At 49.0% G+C, this 16460-nt stretch carries 12 protein-coding genes; 11 read left to right on the plus strand and 1 reads right to left on the minus strand.

Translation table 11 applies throughout. The annotated features are described in order from the left end of the window. Nucleotides 1-10 precede the first annotated feature (10 nt). Entirely contained in the window at nt 11-1180 is a 1170-nt protein-coding gene (gene lplT / locus GC097_RS30160) for a lysophospholipid transporter LplT (protein WP_171686955.1), read from the plus strand. On the opposite strand, the gene GC097_RS30165 is transcribed toward lplT, so the two are convergent. Further along, nucleotides 1177-2094: a diacylglycerol/lipid kinase family protein gene (locus GC097_RS30165; protein ID WP_171686956.1), complete on the minus strand. Its 918-nt coding sequence runs from the start codon at nt 2092-2094 to the stop codon at nt 1177-1179. The genes lplT and GC097_RS30165 overlap by 4 nt on opposite strands. Nucleotides 2095-2296: 202 nt before the next feature. On the opposite strand from GC097_RS30165, the gene GC097_RS30170 reads away from it, so the two are divergent. The 10 genes from GC097_RS30170 to GC097_RS30215 all read left to right on the plus strand — a co-directional run bounded on the left by GC097_RS30170 (nt 2297) and on the right by GC097_RS30215 (nt 16453). Continuing rightward, nucleotides 2297-4069 (plus strand): methyl-accepting chemotaxis protein, encoded by a 1773-nt coding sequence (locus tag GC097_RS30170; protein WP_171686957.1) that lies wholly within the window; start codon nt 2297-2299, stop codon nt 4067-4069. Between the two features lie 618 nt (nt 4070-4687). Then, nucleotides 4688-5482, plus strand: a complete 795-nt coding sequence (locus GC097_RS30175; protein ID WP_171686958.1) for a sugar phosphate isomerase/epimerase family protein — start codon at nt 4688-4690, stop codon at nt 5480-5482. Between the two features lie 187 nt (nt 5483-5669). Beyond that, entirely contained in the window at nt 5670-6068 is a 399-nt protein-coding gene (locus GC097_RS30180) for a DMT family transporter (protein ID WP_281364404.1), read from the plus strand. 5 nt (nt 6069-6073) lie between these two features. Then, nucleotides 6074-6514, plus strand: a complete 441-nt coding sequence (locus GC097_RS30185) for an OsmC family protein (protein WP_171686959.1) — start codon at nt 6074-6076, stop codon at nt 6512-6514. A 143-nt stretch (nt 6515-6657) separates the two neighbouring features. Then, nucleotides 6658-8478, plus strand: coding sequence for a cache domain-containing sensor histidine kinase (locus tag GC097_RS30190; protein WP_171686960.1), 1821 nt, complete (start codon nt 6658-6660; stop codon nt 8476-8478). After that, nucleotides 8475-10106: a response regulator transcription factor gene (locus tag GC097_RS30195; protein WP_171686961.1), complete on the plus strand. Its 1632-nt coding sequence runs from the start codon at nt 8475-8477 to the stop codon at nt 10104-10106. The genes GC097_RS30190 and GC097_RS30195 overlap by 4 nt, the downstream gene beginning before the upstream one ends. 25 nt (nt 10107-10131) lie before the next feature. Continuing rightward, nucleotides 10132-11472 (plus strand): extracellular solute-binding protein, encoded by a 1341-nt coding sequence (locus tag GC097_RS30200; RefSeq protein ID WP_171686962.1) that lies wholly within the window; start codon nt 10132-10134, stop codon nt 11470-11472. Between the two features lie 56 nt (nt 11473-11528). After that, the gene (gene nagZ / locus GC097_RS30205) at nt 11529-13163 is read left to right on the plus strand and encodes a beta-N-acetylhexosaminidase (protein WP_171686963.1); all 1635 of its coding nucleotides are present in this window, start codon (nt 11529-11531) and stop codon (nt 13161-13163) included. Between the two features lie 159 nt (nt 13164-13322). After that, nucleotides 13323-14594 carry an MFS transporter gene (locus GC097_RS30210; RefSeq protein WP_171686964.1) on the plus strand — a complete coding sequence of 424 codons (1272 nt, stop codon included), beginning with the start codon at nt 13323-13325 and terminating at the stop codon, nt 14592-14594. A gap of 245 nt (nt 14595-14839) precedes the next feature. Further along, nucleotides 14840-16453 carry a LytS/YhcK type 5TM receptor domain-containing protein gene (locus tag GC097_RS30215; protein ID WP_246294544.1) on the plus strand — a complete coding sequence of 538 codons (1614 nt, stop codon included), beginning with the start codon at nt 14840-14842 and terminating at the stop codon, nt 16451-16453. Nucleotides 16454-16460 lie beyond the last annotated feature (7 nt).

The following is a 16460-nucleotide window of genomic DNA, read 5'->3' on the forward strand; positions in this document are numbered from 1 at the left end:
GAGAAACGTTATGAAAATGAAACCGCTTCAGACACTGTACTTGACGCAATTTCTTTCCGCTTTTGCTGACAACATGATACTCTTCATTACGTTGGCGATTATTAAACAAAACGCTTTGCCCGACTATTACATCGGTGTTGTGCAGGCTTCTTTTCTCGTCGCGTTCGTCCTGCTCGCGCCATTCGTAGGCGCTTTTGCTGATAAAAATTCCAAATCCCGCGTACTTCTCGTCGGAAATGCGATCAAAAGCATCGGCATTCTCGCGATGTTCCTTCACGTCGACCCCGCTGTCAGCTATGGTATTGTCGGCATAGGGGCCGCGGTCTACTCGCCTGCCAAATATGGCATTCTGCCAGCGCTTACACATTCCGACCATGAGCTGTTGAAAGCAAACGCGCGTATGGAAGGCTACACGATAATGGCGATTCTGCTTGGTTCTGTCTGTGGCGGGATTTTGGCTAAAATATCGCTTTCCGGCTCCATGATCGCCTGTCTCGCACTGTACTTGATTTCTTTGCAAATGACGATGCAAATGCCAAAGCTGGAAGGAAATCCGTCTATCCGCTATAGCCGGGCAGCGAGAGCGTTCATGTCCGATTTGAAGTTTTTGTTAAAAGACCGCGAAACCCGTTTCTCTCTCGTTGGCACAGGCTCATTCTGGATGACTTCCTCTGTCGTTCGTTTGGCGATCATTGCTTGGGTCCCGGCTCATCTTGGCATACATTCCGTCGATCAAATTTCTATGCTAGTCGCTGTAACCGGCGTAGGGATCATGATTGGGGCGCTGATGACGCCAAAACTTGTTCCCGCGAAACGTTATTATAATTCTTTTATATTTGGAATTCTCATGATCTTCAGCATTTTGTTGTTCCCGCTCATTACCAATTTGTACGCAACGATAGGACTGCTCCTCCTGGTAGGATTCAGCGGCGGCGTGTTTATCGTACCTATGAATACCGTTCTGCAAGACCGGGGTCAAGGAATCGTAGGCGCTGGGAAAACAATTGCCGTCCAAAATTTTCTGGAAAATGCCATGATGCTTGCCGGTGTTGGCATCTATACGCAAATATCCAAAGACGGATTATCTCCCGACCTGTCAATCACTGGAATTGCATGTATTTTAGCCGTATTCGTCGTGTATCTGATGGTACAACGTCAACGTTTGAAATTGTCCGTTTAACAAATTACGGTTATTGCCGCGGGCGCTAGCTCAATGTGCAGTGGGGTTGCTCCCGCAAATTCGCCATCCGCATGAATAAGCAGAGGTATTTCCGTGCGCAGAGAAACCGATGTGCCTTTATAAAAAGTAACGGCGGGATGCCGGGTATGTTTGCCTTGATAGACGGTGAAAAGGATAGGAAGCAGCCGGAAGCGCCCTTTGCTTTGAATCACGACAATATCGAGGATGCCGTCGTAAGGCGAGGCGGAAGGGCATATTTGGATGGCGCCTCCGTAGAAAGGAATGTTGGCGACGGCAGCCAGCCACATATGCGGCAGCTCATGAACCTTCCCATCCACCTCTAACCAAGCGGTGCAGGGCTTGTATGTTGCGAACACACGGAGAATCGTCAGAAAGTAGGACAGTTTGCCGAGTCCCAGGCGATTCAGAAACTTTTTGTAAGTGGACTCGTTCGTGAGTTTGGCTACCATGCCATCGAAGCCGGCGCCGATACTGTTAACGGCGATCCCACCGTTCGTTGTGCGCAGGATGTCGATTTGTACGCTGTTCGTCCCTTTTAAAGCGATATTCAGCGCTTGGAGCGGGTCTTTGGGAATGCCGTAGGCTTTCGCAAAATCGTTGCCAGTCCCTGCAGGAATGACAGCAAGTCTGCTGTGTATTCCTGCTTTTTGCATGTGTGCCAGCCCCTGAGCTGCTTCATGTATCGTCCCATCCCCGCCGATGACGATCAGTTTGTCAACCCGGTGTTCTTGTATGATTGCAATGGCGAGCTCTGCGGCTTCGCCGGCTTTTGTCGTTGCTTTGAACACATGGGGGATCTGATTTTGCTTTAGATACGCCTCAATTTCCTTCCAGATGTTAGCTCCTCTTCCATCACCAGAAAGCGGATTTATAATAAAACCTATCGATTGCATAGTAAAATATCCCCGATCCAGACCTAAAAAGGCAGTTGTTTACTAGGAAAAAAGTTCGATGTTACATGCGGTTTTTGGCGAATTATGTCTTTACAGAACGTTCACTTGTTTGTAAAATAAACCATAGGTAAATTAATTATTTCCATGTGAGGTAATCTAACGTTTGTTTAGAGGATCTGCCATTCGGGAGGAGCACGGGACATTGAAATTCAACACGATTTTGAATAGCAACATTTTAAAGAACACTAGAAATTTGAAAGCTAATCTGTCCGTCCTTCGAAACCTTAAACTTCGCTACAAACTACTCTTTATGAACTCCATTGCCATTTTATTTCTTCTGATTGTAGGTATTACGGGTTACTACTTCATGGATAAGATGTCTGGCAATACGACTAGAATGTACGAGGAAAGTCTGCTATCTGTCAAATGGATTAATCAACTTAAATCGAATCTCAACGAGACCCAATCTAATATGCTGGAGATGATGCTTTCCGTTGATGTGAAGTACAAGGGCAAGCTCAAGGCTAAGCTGGATGAGAATAGCGCCACCAATCAGGAACTTGTCGCGAAGCTGGGAGGCGTCCGGTTAACGGATGAGGAAAAGGCTGCATTCCAAAGCTATGAAGAGTTGAATAAGAAGTACCGCGAGATCGTCACGACGACGATTGAACACGCTACGAAAAATAATCAAGTTGCCTATCAAGTGTACAACAATGAGGTATCGCCGCATAGTGCCAAAACCATAGAAGCACTCAATAAATTGGTGAAATTAAAAGAGTCCGCGGCAGAGAGTTTTCAGCTTACAAGCAGCAGGGACTCTGCGACCTCGCACTGGGTGATCGTCACGACGATCATCGTTGCCATAATCATTATGACGGCCAATGCGTTGGCATTGAACATGATTATTACGACTCCGATTCGGAAATTGCAGGAGCACATGGAGAAAGCGGCTGACGGTGATCTTTCCGTGAAAGGGGACTATCCTTATCACGATGAGGTCGGCAAATTAACCGGCTCTTTCAATAGCATGACGGAAAGCTTGCGCAGTTTGGTGGCTCAAATCGCGGATAATGCGCTGACACTTTCGGCAAGCTCCGAAGAGCTTTTGGCCAGCTCGGAGCAAAGCTCCCTTGCGGCCAAACAGGTTGCGACATCCAGTCAGCAGCTTTCCGAAGATTTTGAGAAGCAGTTTGCAGGCGTGAATCAAGCGAACGAGGCTGTGCAGCAAATGCTTACAAGCACGAAGCTGATTGATGAATCCGCCCATGAAGTGGCTCATCTCGTCGGACAAGCCACGGCTGCTGCGCAGAACGGCAAACGTTCCGTCGTATCGATCGCAGGTCAGATGAACGAGATTTCCGATGCAGTGCTGGAAGTGAATAGTGTCATTGAAGCTTTAGGGAAAAATGCTCATAAAATTGGCGAGATTGTCAATGTTATCAATGATATTTCCACGCAAACCAATCTGCTGTCCTTGAATGCAGCGATTGAAGCTGCGCGAGCCGGAGAAGCGGGCCGCGGATTCGCGGTCGTCGCCGGAGAGGTGCGCAAGCTCGCGGAGCAGTCCGCTTCGTCAGCGCGTAACATTACGAATCTGGTCTCCACGATTCAGAGACAGATCAACCACGCGGTAAGCTCCATGCAAGATGGAGCGGGCAAAGTGCAAGCCGGATTAACGATATCCGGCGAAGCGCAAGAATCGTTCATCCACATCGAAACATCCGTTGACAAAGTCAACGCGAAGGTAGAGAGTGTGAACCAGAACATTCATCAGCTTGTGGATGCTAATGAACGCATCGAACAGGTGATGAGCATTGTCAGCTCCGTTTCGGAAACAGGCATTTCCGTCAGTCAGGAGACATCCGCTGCAAGCCAGCAGCAAATGTCAACGACCGAGGAAATCGAGAACTCTGCCAAGTCATTGGCAGGACTTGCAGAGGAGCTGCAAATTTCGCTGCAGAAATTTACTGTGTAGAGTGGACCGCGGGCTGAGGCTCGCGGTTTTTTGATGTGCGCGTGCCCAAGGGCAGGCTATGGGTCCGTTAAAGTAGGTGAATCCTTGACAACTTCACAATCTTCATGTATATTAGATAGATTGATTGAAATGAACCATATAAACACTTTAGACCAAACCTCATTTACCCCCATACGGACGATTAGCGAGTAGAAAGTAACCCCCTCTCCTTGTTTGTTATTTCTCCCAATGATGCAGTAAAATCAGCTCATTTTATGGTAAACCCGAGGCAGTGTCATCGTGTTTCGGCAGCAGGTGTTTGTTAAGCAATTCGTACTGGCGCGGTCATTGGAGCCGCAAGGATGGAAGAGAGGTAGGGCTTTCATTGTTTTGATTCCAACACATGAAATATGCTTTTTCATAGAGATCAATATATAGCAAGAGAAGCGCCGCGCATGTACAACTGGCCTTCATCTACTGCTGGAAATAAATCGTTCTCGTCCTGATCACAGGGCGGGGGCGATTTTTTATTGTCCGTACGATTATACATGAATAAATACGGGTATCCATGGTTCACTGGATCTATTTTCGATAAACTTTGTATGCAAGTCTTATGGAATGAGAGAAGGAGAAATGGTCATGCAGATGAAGTTATTTAAGTCATTGTGGGGGATGGAAGAGTACTCCTACCGGGAAGCAATCGCCAAAATAGCGGATGCCGGATTTTCAGGTGTAGAAGCGTCCGTTCCACGGGAGGAGCATCGGAAGGAGTTTGCACAGCTGCTGCAAGAGTACAATCTAGCGTATATTGCGCTTATTTCTACCTCCGAGAATCACGAGGACTCATTCACGGCTAATCTCCATGCGGCGGCCTCACTAGACCCGATATTGGTTATTTCCCACAGTGCCCGGGATTGTATGAGCGAGGAGCGTCAGCTGCAATTTTTCGCACATGCCATCGAAGAAGAGAAGCAGTATGGCATTCCAGTAGGCCATGAAACTCACCGGCACCGGGCTATGTTTACCCCATGGACAACGGCCAGACTGCTCCAAGCTATTCCTGATTTGAAAATAACGGCTGATTTCAGCCACTGGTGCTGCGTCTGTGAATCGCTCCTTGAGGATCAACAGGAGAATTTGCAGATCGCCTTCGAGCGAACGATTCATATCCATGCGCGGGTAGGCTATGCACAAGGTCCGCAAGTTCCTCATCCGGGCGCTCCTGAGTATAAGCGGGAACTGGAGACGCATGAGATGTGGTGGGAACATATTTGGAAAGCCCGAATGAACAGAGGATTCGCCTTTACAACAATAACGCCGGAATTCGGACCTCCGGGTTATATGCCTACGATCCCATTTTCGAACGAACCCGTGTCCGATCTGTGGGAAGTATGCCTAAGCATGGCCGAGAGGCTTCGGAGCAAGTTTGCTTGAATGTTAAATACGGATTGTCACATACCCAAAACCTTGGCTGCCGCGTGCAGCCTTTTTTGCTTTTCATACGGTTATTTTTGTTTTCTGTACAGTTATTTCTGGACGATTTCCCGCCCCATAAACTGGTGAAACCCATAATATTCCTTTACAATGAGAGCAACAAGATCAGGTGCAAAGGATGGATGAAATGGTTTGGAATATGAATTGGACGTTTCTGCTGCTGGCAATATTGTTCGAAACGGTAGGTACGACGGCAATGAAGATGTCTGCCGGATTTACGAAGATCGGTCCCGCGGTGGTGATGGGCATTTGTTATATTCTGTGCTTCACGCTGTTAACGCTGGCTTTGAAGCAGCTTGATGTCTCCTTGGCCTATGCTATTTGGTCGGGAGTAGGTACAGCGCTGATAACAATCATCGGCATTTGGTGGTTCAATGAGTCTGTGTCCACGTTGAAGGTAATTTCCATTGTCCTTATCATTTTAGGCGTAATTGGCCTGCATATAAGCAGCAGCGGAGATGAAAAGCAGTCTAACCCTGCACCGAAGCAAGATCTACAATCCGCAGCTGGATACAAAAAGGAGTGAAACCGATGAGCGAGCATCGATTTGATCTACAAGCAGAGTGGACCGGCGGTTTGGACGGCACAGGCCGCATTCGGACCGGCAGCCTGGCTGCGGCGATTTCCGTGCCAAGCCAATTGGACGGTCCCGGCATCGGTACGAACCCGGAGGAGATGCTGCTAGGCGCGGCAGCAACTTGCTATCTCATCACGCTCGGCATGCTGCTGAAGCGTCAAGGCATTGCATCTCTGGAGCTGAAATCGGAGATATATGTAGAGAACTTTCCGGCGATGAAGGTGAACCGCATCATACACCGCCCACAAATTTTAGCAGCCGCTTCTACTCCCCCGGAGCAGCTGGATAAAATAAGCAAAGCCGCCCATCGCGCAGAACAGACATGCATGATCAGCAAAGCTCTCAAAGGCAACGTGGAAGTCACGGTGGAACCGGTCATTCAATTCCATGACTGACTAGAGGATCTTATCCCCGCAGCATTCAAACCTATCCCTAGGTGACCCAAAGACACGTCATTTATAATGAAATAGAAGCGGTGAAAAGGCGCCAGCATGAGGATGGTGCCTGATTCGGTTTAGAAGGGGCTTGCCATACGTCGATGAATTTGAACAAAAAGGTGTTTATCGGGTTTTTATTTTTTATTATTATCCCTTTGTTCGTGCTCGGCACTGCTGTGTATACGGTATCGCAACAGCTGATTGAGAAGAAGTACGGTGATTTGACGGAAGTTACTTTGCAAGCGATTTCCCGCAACATTTATTACATGTTCAAGGAAGCGAATTATTTCTCTGACTTTTGGATGGTCAAGGACAGCATTCAAGACATTTATCGAACGATTGACGAGGTCAGGCCGAATGAAGAAGCGCCTTCGTCGTATGATTTGAATACGTTTGATACGCTGCTGCGCGGCTCCATTTTGACTTATTCGCCGATCCAATCGGTCATGATCTATAACAATGCCGGCAAATCCTTCAGCGCGGGAAGAACGAGCGGAAATGCGCTGCCATGGAAAACGCTGTCGAGCAGTATGGCTTTTGAGCATATAAAAGAACTGAACGGGAGCCCGATGTGGATCGGCCCTTCTGAATATAAGGAGCTGGGCGCTGGGCGCGGGGAGTTCTATCAAGCGAGGATGGTCAAGGATTTCTGGACGATGGACAATCTCGGCTACATGCTGCTCAAATTTAGGTTTAATGAGCTGGATCAAATTTTCAAATCCTTTAACACGAATGAAGAAAGCTCGAAGCGTTACTTGCTCGTAAATAAGAGCGGACTTATTTTCTATGACAATAAGCAGCATTTGGAAGGCGCCAATGTGCTTCAATTGCTGCAGGGCAAGCTGGATTTGCGGCAAGGCAATCAAAGCTTTCAAGCCAATTTTCAAAATGAAAAAAGTTTAGTTTCGCTCTATCATCTAAATATTAATCAAATGGGCGTACAGGATTGGAGTGTCGTGTCGATCACCTCATGGAAATACGTGGCGGGGGAAATCGAGACGATTATGAAGCTGGTCGCCGGGATTACGTTCGTTTGTTTGTTTTTTGCGCTGGTCTATAATTTAGTGTTCGTTCGCCGCATCGTTCAACTAATTTTGCGCATGCTCAATGCGATGAAAAAAGTCGAACGCGGCGACTTGACGACGCGCATGGAGGAAAGCGGCAAGGATGAAACAACGGCGCTAGCCAGAGGTTTTAATAGTCTTGTCGTGCGGGTCGAGGATCTTCTGGAAGAGGTCAAACGCCAGCAGGACCGTAAAAATAAGGCTGAACTTATGCTGCTGCAGGCGCAGATCAAGCCGCATTTCTTGTTTAATACGCTGGAGTCCATCAATGTGCTCGCGATTCAAAACCAAGGCAAGAAAGTCAGTCAAATGGTATACCGGCTGGGCAATTTGCTAAGGATCGGCATGGAGAGCAGGGAAGAGATTTCGCTGAAACAAGAGCTGGAGCATCTCAAAAGCTATCTGGAAATTCAGGAGTTCCGCTTTGAAGATAAATTCCGGTACGAAATTGAGGCGGATGCAGAGATTCTGGATTTCAGCATCTTAAAGCTCACCCTTCAACCGTTGGTAGAAAACGCTTTGCAGCACGGCTTTGAGCCTATCGACTATATGGGCGTTATTTCGATCAAAGTGACCGATGAAGGGGAACGAATTGGATTGTACATTTTGGATAACGGGATAGGCATCTCCGCCGAGAAATTAGCTAAGTTTCATTATAAAACAGAGCTGGAAACACCTTTTCACGAGATATTGGGCGCCAATGTCAATGAAGAACGAAGAGGACTTGGCGTCAGCAATGTAGCTGACCGCGTACGCATTCAGTACGGTCCGCATTACGGCATGTTTATATGCAGTATGGAAGGACACGGAACGACGATTAAGATCGTGATTCCCAAAATAAAGGGGGCAGGCTTATGAGACTAAAGGCAATTTTGGCCGATGATGAGCCTAACATTTTACGAAATCTGCAAGCGGTTATACCGTGGGAAGAGCTGGAGATCGATATCGCAGGCACAGCTAAAAATGGGGTCGAAGCGCTGGAGCTATGCAGCCTGCATATGCCGGATTTGGTGATGAGCGACATTCGGATGCCCTTGATGGATGGGATTACGTTTGTTCAAAAGCTCCGTGAAATCAATGAGTCATGCAAAGTGCTGATGGTGACGGGCTATCAAGATTTCGAGTATGCGCGTTCGCTCATGCGGGTAGGGGTAAGCGATTATATATTAAAGCCGATTAACTATGAGGAGCTAGGCAATTGTATTCGTAAGCTGGCAAGCGAAATCAGGGACTCCAAGGTTATGAAGCAGGAAGAGCAGCACAAGTGGGGCAAAATGAAAAATTTAGCCTACGAGAAAATTTTGCAGGATGTTCTTATGAATTACTCCGAAATTTCCGCTTATTCGCTGCTTCCGATCGATAATATGGACCTGGAAACGTTGAAGTATGGTTTCATCATGATCGATGTGGACGATTATTCGCAAAAATCGCTTCCTTGGTCGGAGCAAGAACGAAAGCTGTGGAATTTCGCGGTCCGTAATGTTTTGCAAGATTCATTAGCCGATTTCCAGGCGGAATTTTCCGTTTTGCAGATGCGTGAAGGCGAATGGTGTCTGCTGATTCAATGGGACGATGCCGGCGACGTGGAACAGGAACAGGCCCGCAAGGTCGGTGATGCCGGGGCGCAGTCACGATTATACGAAACAGCCCTTAAATTGCAAAAAGATGTCCGGGAATCCGTGAAATTGAGCATTAGCGTTGGTTTCTTTCCTGATGCCGTCGGACTTCGCACACTCTCCGAAACGTACCGGAAGCTGCAGCGGTTCATGCAGTTGCATCTCGATAAGCAAGAATCCGTGCTGCCTTATAAGGAATCCAAAGAGCCGTCAGATCCGAACAACTCTTTATGGTATTTAGTGGAGGAGATTGTGACCGGCCTCAAACAGTTGAATCGCAACAAAACGGAAGATGCATTAAACCGACTAAAACTGCTGCTGGAGGGCTTGCCGAACAGCTCTTTTGCCAGAGCCTATCAAATGCTGCATTTCCTGATCCTCCATGTGCTTCGTGAATTGCGCGAAATGAATTCCCTCAATGTGCAGGAGGAGGAACAAGTATGGAGCCTCCTCGATAAGAGCGAAAGCATTCCGCACCTGCATCAGGTCATGGTGCAGCTCGCAACTATCGGACTGCAAGGTACCAACAAGAAGAAGAACAGCGAGCTGCTGATGACAGCAGCGAAGGAGTATATTCGAACGCACTATGCCAATGATTTCGGGGTTGAAGATATTGCGAGCTTCCTTGGCATCTCTTCGAGTTATTTCAGTTTATTGTTTAAGCAGCAATTCGGGGAGACATTCGTCGAATACGTCACCAAGCACCGGATGGAGTTGGCAAAGTCGATGCTGCTGCACAGCGATAAGAGCATTACCGACATCGGAAAGTCGGTTGGATATATCGAAAGGCGCTATTTTACAAAAGTATTCCAGAAGTTTACGGGCGAAATTCCGTCGGAATATCGGGAGAAGCGCATGAAGGCAAAGTAGAGAAGCCTAAGGGAGATCAAGAAAGATGAGAATAAGAACGTTGATCCAGGTAGCAGGGGTCGTGGCCGTATCGTTCATCCTGTCAGCTTGCAGCCGTTTAAACTTAACCAATCTAAGCGGCGAAGCGCCTGGCTCCGGGGCTAAAGCAGAACCGGTTATGCTGACCATCCGTCATACGCAGGTCAAAGATACGCAGAAAAAACGTTTGGCGATGCTGCAGGAGGTCGTGAAAAACACGGAGGCGAAGGTGCCGGGTCTGTCGATTACACTGGATGGTGTAGAGGACAAGGTGAATCGGTTTGAAAAGCTGCGAGCTGAGATGGCCACCGGCAATCCGCCGGATATTTTCGACTTGTTCGGCGGAACGGACACGAAGGATTATGTCAAAGCGAACAGACTGCTTGATCTGACGCCTATATTGAACGAACTGGGGCTAATGAATAAGTTCTACAGCTTTGAGGAATTTACAGTCGACGGCAAAATTTATGGAATCCCGATGGCCGGGTATGTCGAGGGCTTGTATTATAACAAAAAGATTTTGGCCGATCATCAAATCAAACCGCCTCAAACGTGGGATGAGCTGCTTGCCGCTGCAGCGAAACTGAAAGCTCAGAAAATAACGCCATTCGCGCTGGCGGCCAAAGATTCTTGGGTCATTAACATGATGAGCAATACGATGTGGGTGCGCACGGCAGGGCCGAAATCAATCGAAGGGTTTCTGGACGGAAGCAAGCATTGGACGGATCCCGATGTTGTGGATGCTTTTGAGAAATACAACATGTTGGTGAAAAAAGGGTATTTCCAAGAGGGCAGCTTATTGCTTTCCTATGCCGAGCAGCAAAACAAATTCAGCAGCGGCGAGACAGCTTTCATGTTTGACGGAAGTTGGGCCAATACGCCGCTGCTTGATCCGGAGAAGTCTGCCATTGTGAAGGACATAGGCTTTATGAGCTTCCCGGATATGGGCGGTCCAGGCGACGGATATATCAATGGCGGTTGGTCAAACGCTTACGGCTTCTCGAAGAAAGCAACCCCAGCGCAGCTTGTTGCGATCAAGGAATTCATCAGACAGATGTACACGGAAGAGATGCAAAAAAGACAGCTGGTCGAAGAAGGCATGCCGCCGGCTATGAAGCTGCAGGATACGAGCGACTTGAATCCGTTGATTACACAAATTTTGGATGTGTTTGCAAACAGTAAAGGGGCTTTCCCCGCCTTCGACTCGCGCATTCAAACGAAGGTCCGTGAGAAACTGGAGCGCGGCATGCAGGAATTAGTCGGCGGAAGAACCGATCCTGTTACGCTGATGACGGAAATACAGAAGCAGCAGGATGCTTCGAATAAGGAAGAAACGCATACGAATTAGCAGGATGAACCGCATGCCTGAAAGATTAGCCATTTAAACCAAGGAGTGTGTCCGTTATGTCATCGTCATCCGGCAACCTGCATCAACCGTTAACGCTGCGTCAAAAAGTCGGACAATTGTTCATTTGCGGCTTTGAATCTCCAGAGCCTAATGCAGCGATTACGCAATTAATTGAGGATTATGGGCTTGGCGGCGTCATCTATTTCCGACGTAATGTGAAAGAAGCGCACCAATTGGCCCGTTTGTCGGCAGAACTGCAAGAGATCAGTCTCCGAAGCGGCGGACAGCCGTTATTTATTGCTGTGGATCAAGAAGGCGGTATGGTGTCACGGATTGAAAAGGGAGCCACGCTGCTGCCGGGAAATATGGCGCTTGGGGCTGCTTTTGCACCGGCGGGCGTATATGCAAGCTCTAAAATCATGGGCAAGGAATTGCGCCAGATGGGCGTGAATATGAACTTTGCGCCATGCCTCGATATTAACAATAACCGCTTGAATCCGGTCATCGGCGTACGTTCTTATGGGGAGACGGCTGCGATCGTAGGCGATATGGGGACGCATGCCGTGAAAGGCTTGCAGGACATGGGCGTGATTGCGACGGTTAAGCATTTTCCGGGGCACGGGGACACGTCAGAGGACTCGCATCATGATCTCCCGGTTGTTCCGCACAGCATGGAGCGGCTTATGGAGCTTGAGATGGCCCCTTTCATCAAAGCGATTGAAGGAGGCGTAGACGCGATTATGACCGCGCATGTCGTGTTCGCGGCGTTAGAACAAAACGGTGTCCCCTCCACGTTATCGTATCGCATTTTAACGGAGCTGCTGCGGGAGGAATTGGGATTCAAAGGACTCATCGTAACGGACTGTCTGGAGATGAAGGCGATATCCGAAGGCATCGGAGTCGCAGAAGGCGCTGTGCGTGCCATTGAGGCCGGATCGGATCTTATACTGGTTAGTCATAGGCTGGATCGCCAAGTGTCCGCCATGGAAGCGGTGATTGCAGCCGTTGAAAGCGGACGAATTCCTGAGTCTCGTATTGATGAGTCCGTTCTGCGGGTAATGACCTATAAGTGCAAAAGGGACATTCAGTACGATAGGCTTGAGCCGATCCCGGAAGGCGCTATTTCAACGCCGGAGCATCAGTTTTTGGCGAAAGAGCTTAGCCGTAAAAGCATTACGCTGGTGAAGAATGAAGCCGGCATACTTCTGGATAGGAACGAATCGACGCTCGTGATTTGGACGGAAGTGCAGACGGGAACGGAAATCGATGAGGTTGTGGACCGGCAGGGGACGCTGGGCAGTACGCTGTCTGCAATCTCAGGAAAGCCTGTTCAAGAAGTGTACCTGGGACTGTACCCTTCAGAGTCGGAGATTGCCGCGGCTCTTCAAGCAGCCGAGAGCACGAAGCAGGCGGTTGTGGTCACGTATAATGCGGCGTTCTCGCCAGGACAGACGGGGTTGGTCAAAGCGTTGGCCGGGAAAGAAGATTTGCATCTTATCGTAGCCGCCGGCCGCAACCCCTATGATTTGCTTGAGTTTCCTGAGGTGAAGACGTATTTGGCCTGTTACGAAAATCGTCCGCTCGCGATGGTGTCCCTGGCGAATGTGCTGCTCGGGATCGAGAAGCCGGTTGGGCGGCTGCCTGTCACTTTGTCGGAACAATATCCGGTTGGATGGAGACAGGAGTTATGAGGCAAGGAAGTTATGACTGGTCATATGACGTATTTCACTAGACGCTAAACCCCCTTTTTCGTTAAATTAGATGAGGTTAGTGCAACTTTTTTCTTCTTGTCACGTTAGAAAGGAGTTATGTTGGATGGATCTATTTTATATTGAAAAGGGGTGTTTGTTATGTCTAATGTTGTAGCCTCGGATGCGCCGACGATGCGGTCGTTTTTTGCCAATCGTTTCGTGCAATCCATTATGCTGTCTGGTCTTTTATTACAAATCGGAATCTGGATTCGTAACTTTGCGATTCTTCTCTATGTCACAGATATGACCAATAACGATCCTTACTCGGTTTCTTTAATTTCGGTGGCCGAGTTTGCGCCAATCTTTATTTTCTCCTTTATTGGCGGTGCTTTTGCGGACCGGTGGAGACCCAAATTAACGATGGTTTGGTGCGATATCCTTAGTGCCGTTTCCGTGTTTGTCATTATGATTACCTTGTACTACGGCTCATGGAAGGCGATCTTCTTCGCTACGCTGGTCTCCTCCATCTTGTCCCAGTTCTCCCAACCGTCCGGAATGAAGCTGTTCAAGGTACATGTGCATGAATCCCAAATGCAGATGGGGATGTCATTGTTTCAATCCATGATGGCGATCTTCATGATCTTGGGGCCTATCATGGGCACTTTCGTCTACTATCACTTCGGGATCGAAGTCGCTGTGGCCATCATGGGCGTGTGCTTCCTGCTTTCCGCACTCGCGCTAACGTTTCTTCCTGCGGATCGCAAAAATGAAGGAGAAGCCGAGAAGCCATCCACGCACATTTTTGCTGAAATGGGTCAAGGATTTAAATATGTTCTGAAAAATAAAATGCTCGTCACCCTGGGCGGCTGCTTTGCCGTAGCAGGTTTGGCGATCGGTTTAATCTCCCCGCTGGGAATCTTCCTAGTAACGGAGAATCTGGGATTGCCGAAGGATCATTTGCAATGGTTTATGGCAGCTAACGGCATTGCGATGATTCTCGGCGGCGGTGTGACGATGGGCTTTTCCAAGAAAGTGTCCCCGCAAGCGCTGTTGATCGTCGGGATGTCTGTAAGTGTTGTGGCTTTTGCGGTATTGGGGTTGACCCATTTGGTATGGGTGGCGCTGTTGATGCAATTTTTCTCCGGGTTTGTCATGCCGGCTATTCAAATCGGGATCTCCACGATGATTCTCGGCAACACAGAAGAAGAGTTTGTTGGTCGTGTGAACGGGATTTTGAACCCGCTGTTCATGGGAGCGATGGTGCTTACGATGAGTTTGGCGGGAAGGATTAAGGCTTCATTCTCGCTGGAGTCCATTTATGTCACTTCAGCCGTTCTCTTCCTGATTGGCGTATTTATTATGCTGCCTACGTTGAAGTACAAAGCGAGTGCAGCGGCTCAACCGAAGGCTGAGGAAGCTAATGCCGGGTAGGGTTTGGCGGATGTTTACAAATGGGACTGTCTTGGAGGGTCTAATCTGACCACCCTGGGCGGTCTCTTTGTGTTTGGGGGAACGGGGGCTTGAGCCGTCGGAAAAGGCCTTCTCACGCGCCGAGACGGTGTGAAATCGCGGTGAGCCGTCCCAAAAGGCCGTCTCAAACCTCTAACTCAACCTACTGCAAGCACGCACGATTTCTGTTAGGATTACGGTATGAGATGATAAAAGGTGAGTGATTCATGCTTCAGTTGCTTCAGTTGTTCGTAGATATGATGGAGCGGGTAGGTTTCTTGATAGCGCTTGCGTTTGCCTTTTCCCGCAGCCGCTGGATGCGCAGTTACATGAGCTATCAGGGTGACAGGACGTATCAATGGCGCTTCCTGTTCTTTTTTTCAGCTTATGCGATACTTGCGACGTATTCGGGTGTGACCGTTTCCGACTATACGTACAGGCCGGCGCCTTGGATCGGCGAAGTTGCGCCGACGGCGGCGATCGCGAACGCGCGAACCGTTGGTGTTGTCATTGCCGGACTGCTCGGCGGCGTCAAGAGCGGGTTCATCGTCGGCGTCTTGGCAGGAGTTCATCGCTACAGCTTAGGGGGATTCGTTGCCGTTGCTTGTATGATCGCGCCTATTCTGCAAGGTATTTTGGCAGGACTGTGCCGCAATGCGTTCAAGAAGCGCTTCCGTCAAGTATCGTCCGTGCAGCTCGCTTTTGTTGTTGGTTTCATGGCCGAATCCTTGCAGATGATTCTTATTCTTGCTTTAGCTAAGCCGTGGAATGATGCGCTTGAGTTGGTTTCGCTTATTGGCTTGCCGCAGACACTCGCAAACAGTATCGGCGTTGCCTTGTATTTTGTGCTGTACAATACGATGGAGCGGGAAGAGGCGCGAATTGGCGATGAGCATGCCCGTAAAGCGCTGCAGATTGCGGATATGACAATGCCGCTGTGGCGGCTGGAGTTCGACAAGGCCGTAGCGGAAATCGGAAAAGTGTTGAATGAGGAAATGAGGGCTGCCGGCGCATTTTTCAGCAAGGATGGCGAAGCGTGGGTAGCGGAAGGCAGAAAAACGCAGCACTGGAACGATTTGCTCATCCGTGTGCCGAATCGCCCGCTGGTCGGGCAGTTTCGCTTGTATTTTGAGCGGGAACAGGATGACAATCCGTCACGCAGGCGAATGCTGTCCTCCCTGGCGGAACTGCTCTCCCAGCAGTATGCGTTCGTCGAATCCGAGCGGCAGACGCAGTTGTTGGCGGATGCGGAGATTCGCTCGCTGCAGGCGCAGATGAATCCTCACTTCCTGTTTAATGTGCTGAACACGGTCAAATCCTTTATCCGCACGAAACCGGAAGAGGCGCGACAGATGGTCATGCACTTATCCAGATTTTTGCGCAAAAATATGAGCCACGGGAACCAGAGCCTCATCACCATACGCGATGAATACGAATTGGTGATGTCTTACCTCAGCTTGATCAAATCCCGCTTGGGGGATCAGATGGAATTTTACGCTGAAATCGATGAAAAGCTGCTGGATCATTCGATTCCTCCGTTTACGATCCAACCACTGATTGAGAATGCCATTGTTCACGGTATTAAAAACAAGCCGGGCATCGGAATCATCAGGCTTACCGTGCAAGAGGAGCGCAACAATGGCAAGCCTCGTACGCGTATTACTGTAGAGGACAACGGAATCGGACTGGAAGCCGCCGGGCTGGGCAGTCAGATGGAGCACGCCGGGATGGCTTTGCGGAATATCGAGCAGCGTTTGAATTATCATTACGGCAAAGAGCATCCGCTGGAAATCGTGAGCAAGCCGGGGGAAGGCACGATGATTACATTTTGGGTGAGGTGAATCGCGG

The organism is Paenibacillus planticolens (assembly GCF_013141725.1).
Lineage (GTDB): Bacteria > Bacillota > Bacilli > Paenibacillales > NBRC-103111 > Paenibacillus_E > Paenibacillus_E planticolens.

Coding starts and splice junctions, on each gene's coding strand:
- lplT (WP_171686955.1), top strand. CDS start 11: ATGAAAATGAAACCGCTTCAGACACTGTACTTGACGCAATTTCTTTCC.
- GC097_RS30165 (WP_171686956.1), bottom strand. CDS start 2,094: ATGCAATCGATAGGTTTTATTATAAATCCGCTTTCTGGTGATGGAAGA.
- GC097_RS30175 (WP_171686958.1), top strand. CDS start 4,688: ATGCAGATGAAGTTATTTAAGTCATTGTGGGGGATGGAAGAGTACTCC.
- GC097_RS30180 (WP_281364404.1), top strand. CDS start 5,670: ATGGTTTGGAATATGAATTGGACGTTTCTGCTGCTGGCAATATTGTTC.
- GC097_RS30185 (WP_171686959.1), top strand. CDS start 6,074: ATGAGCGAGCATCGATTTGATCTACAAGCAGAGTGGACCGGCGGTTTG.
- GC097_RS30190 (WP_171686960.1), top strand. CDS start 6,658: ATGAATTTGAACAAAAAGGTGTTTATCGGGTTTTTATTTTTTATTATT.
- GC097_RS30195 (WP_171686961.1), top strand. CDS start 8,475: ATGAGACTAAAGGCAATTTTGGCCGATGATGAGCCTAACATTTTACGA.
- GC097_RS30200 (WP_171686962.1), top strand. CDS start 10,132: ATGAGAATAAGAACGTTGATCCAGGTAGCAGGGGTCGTGGCCGTATCG.
- nagZ (WP_171686963.1), top strand. CDS start 11,529: ATGTCATCGTCATCCGGCAACCTGCATCAACCGTTAACGCTGCGTCAA.
- GC097_RS30210 (WP_171686964.1), top strand. CDS start 13,323: ATGTCTAATGTTGTAGCCTCGGATGCGCCGACGATGCGGTCGTTTTTT.
- GC097_RS30215 (WP_246294544.1), top strand. CDS start 14,840: ATGCTTCAGTTGCTTCAGTTGTTCGTAGATATGATGGAGCGGGTAGGT.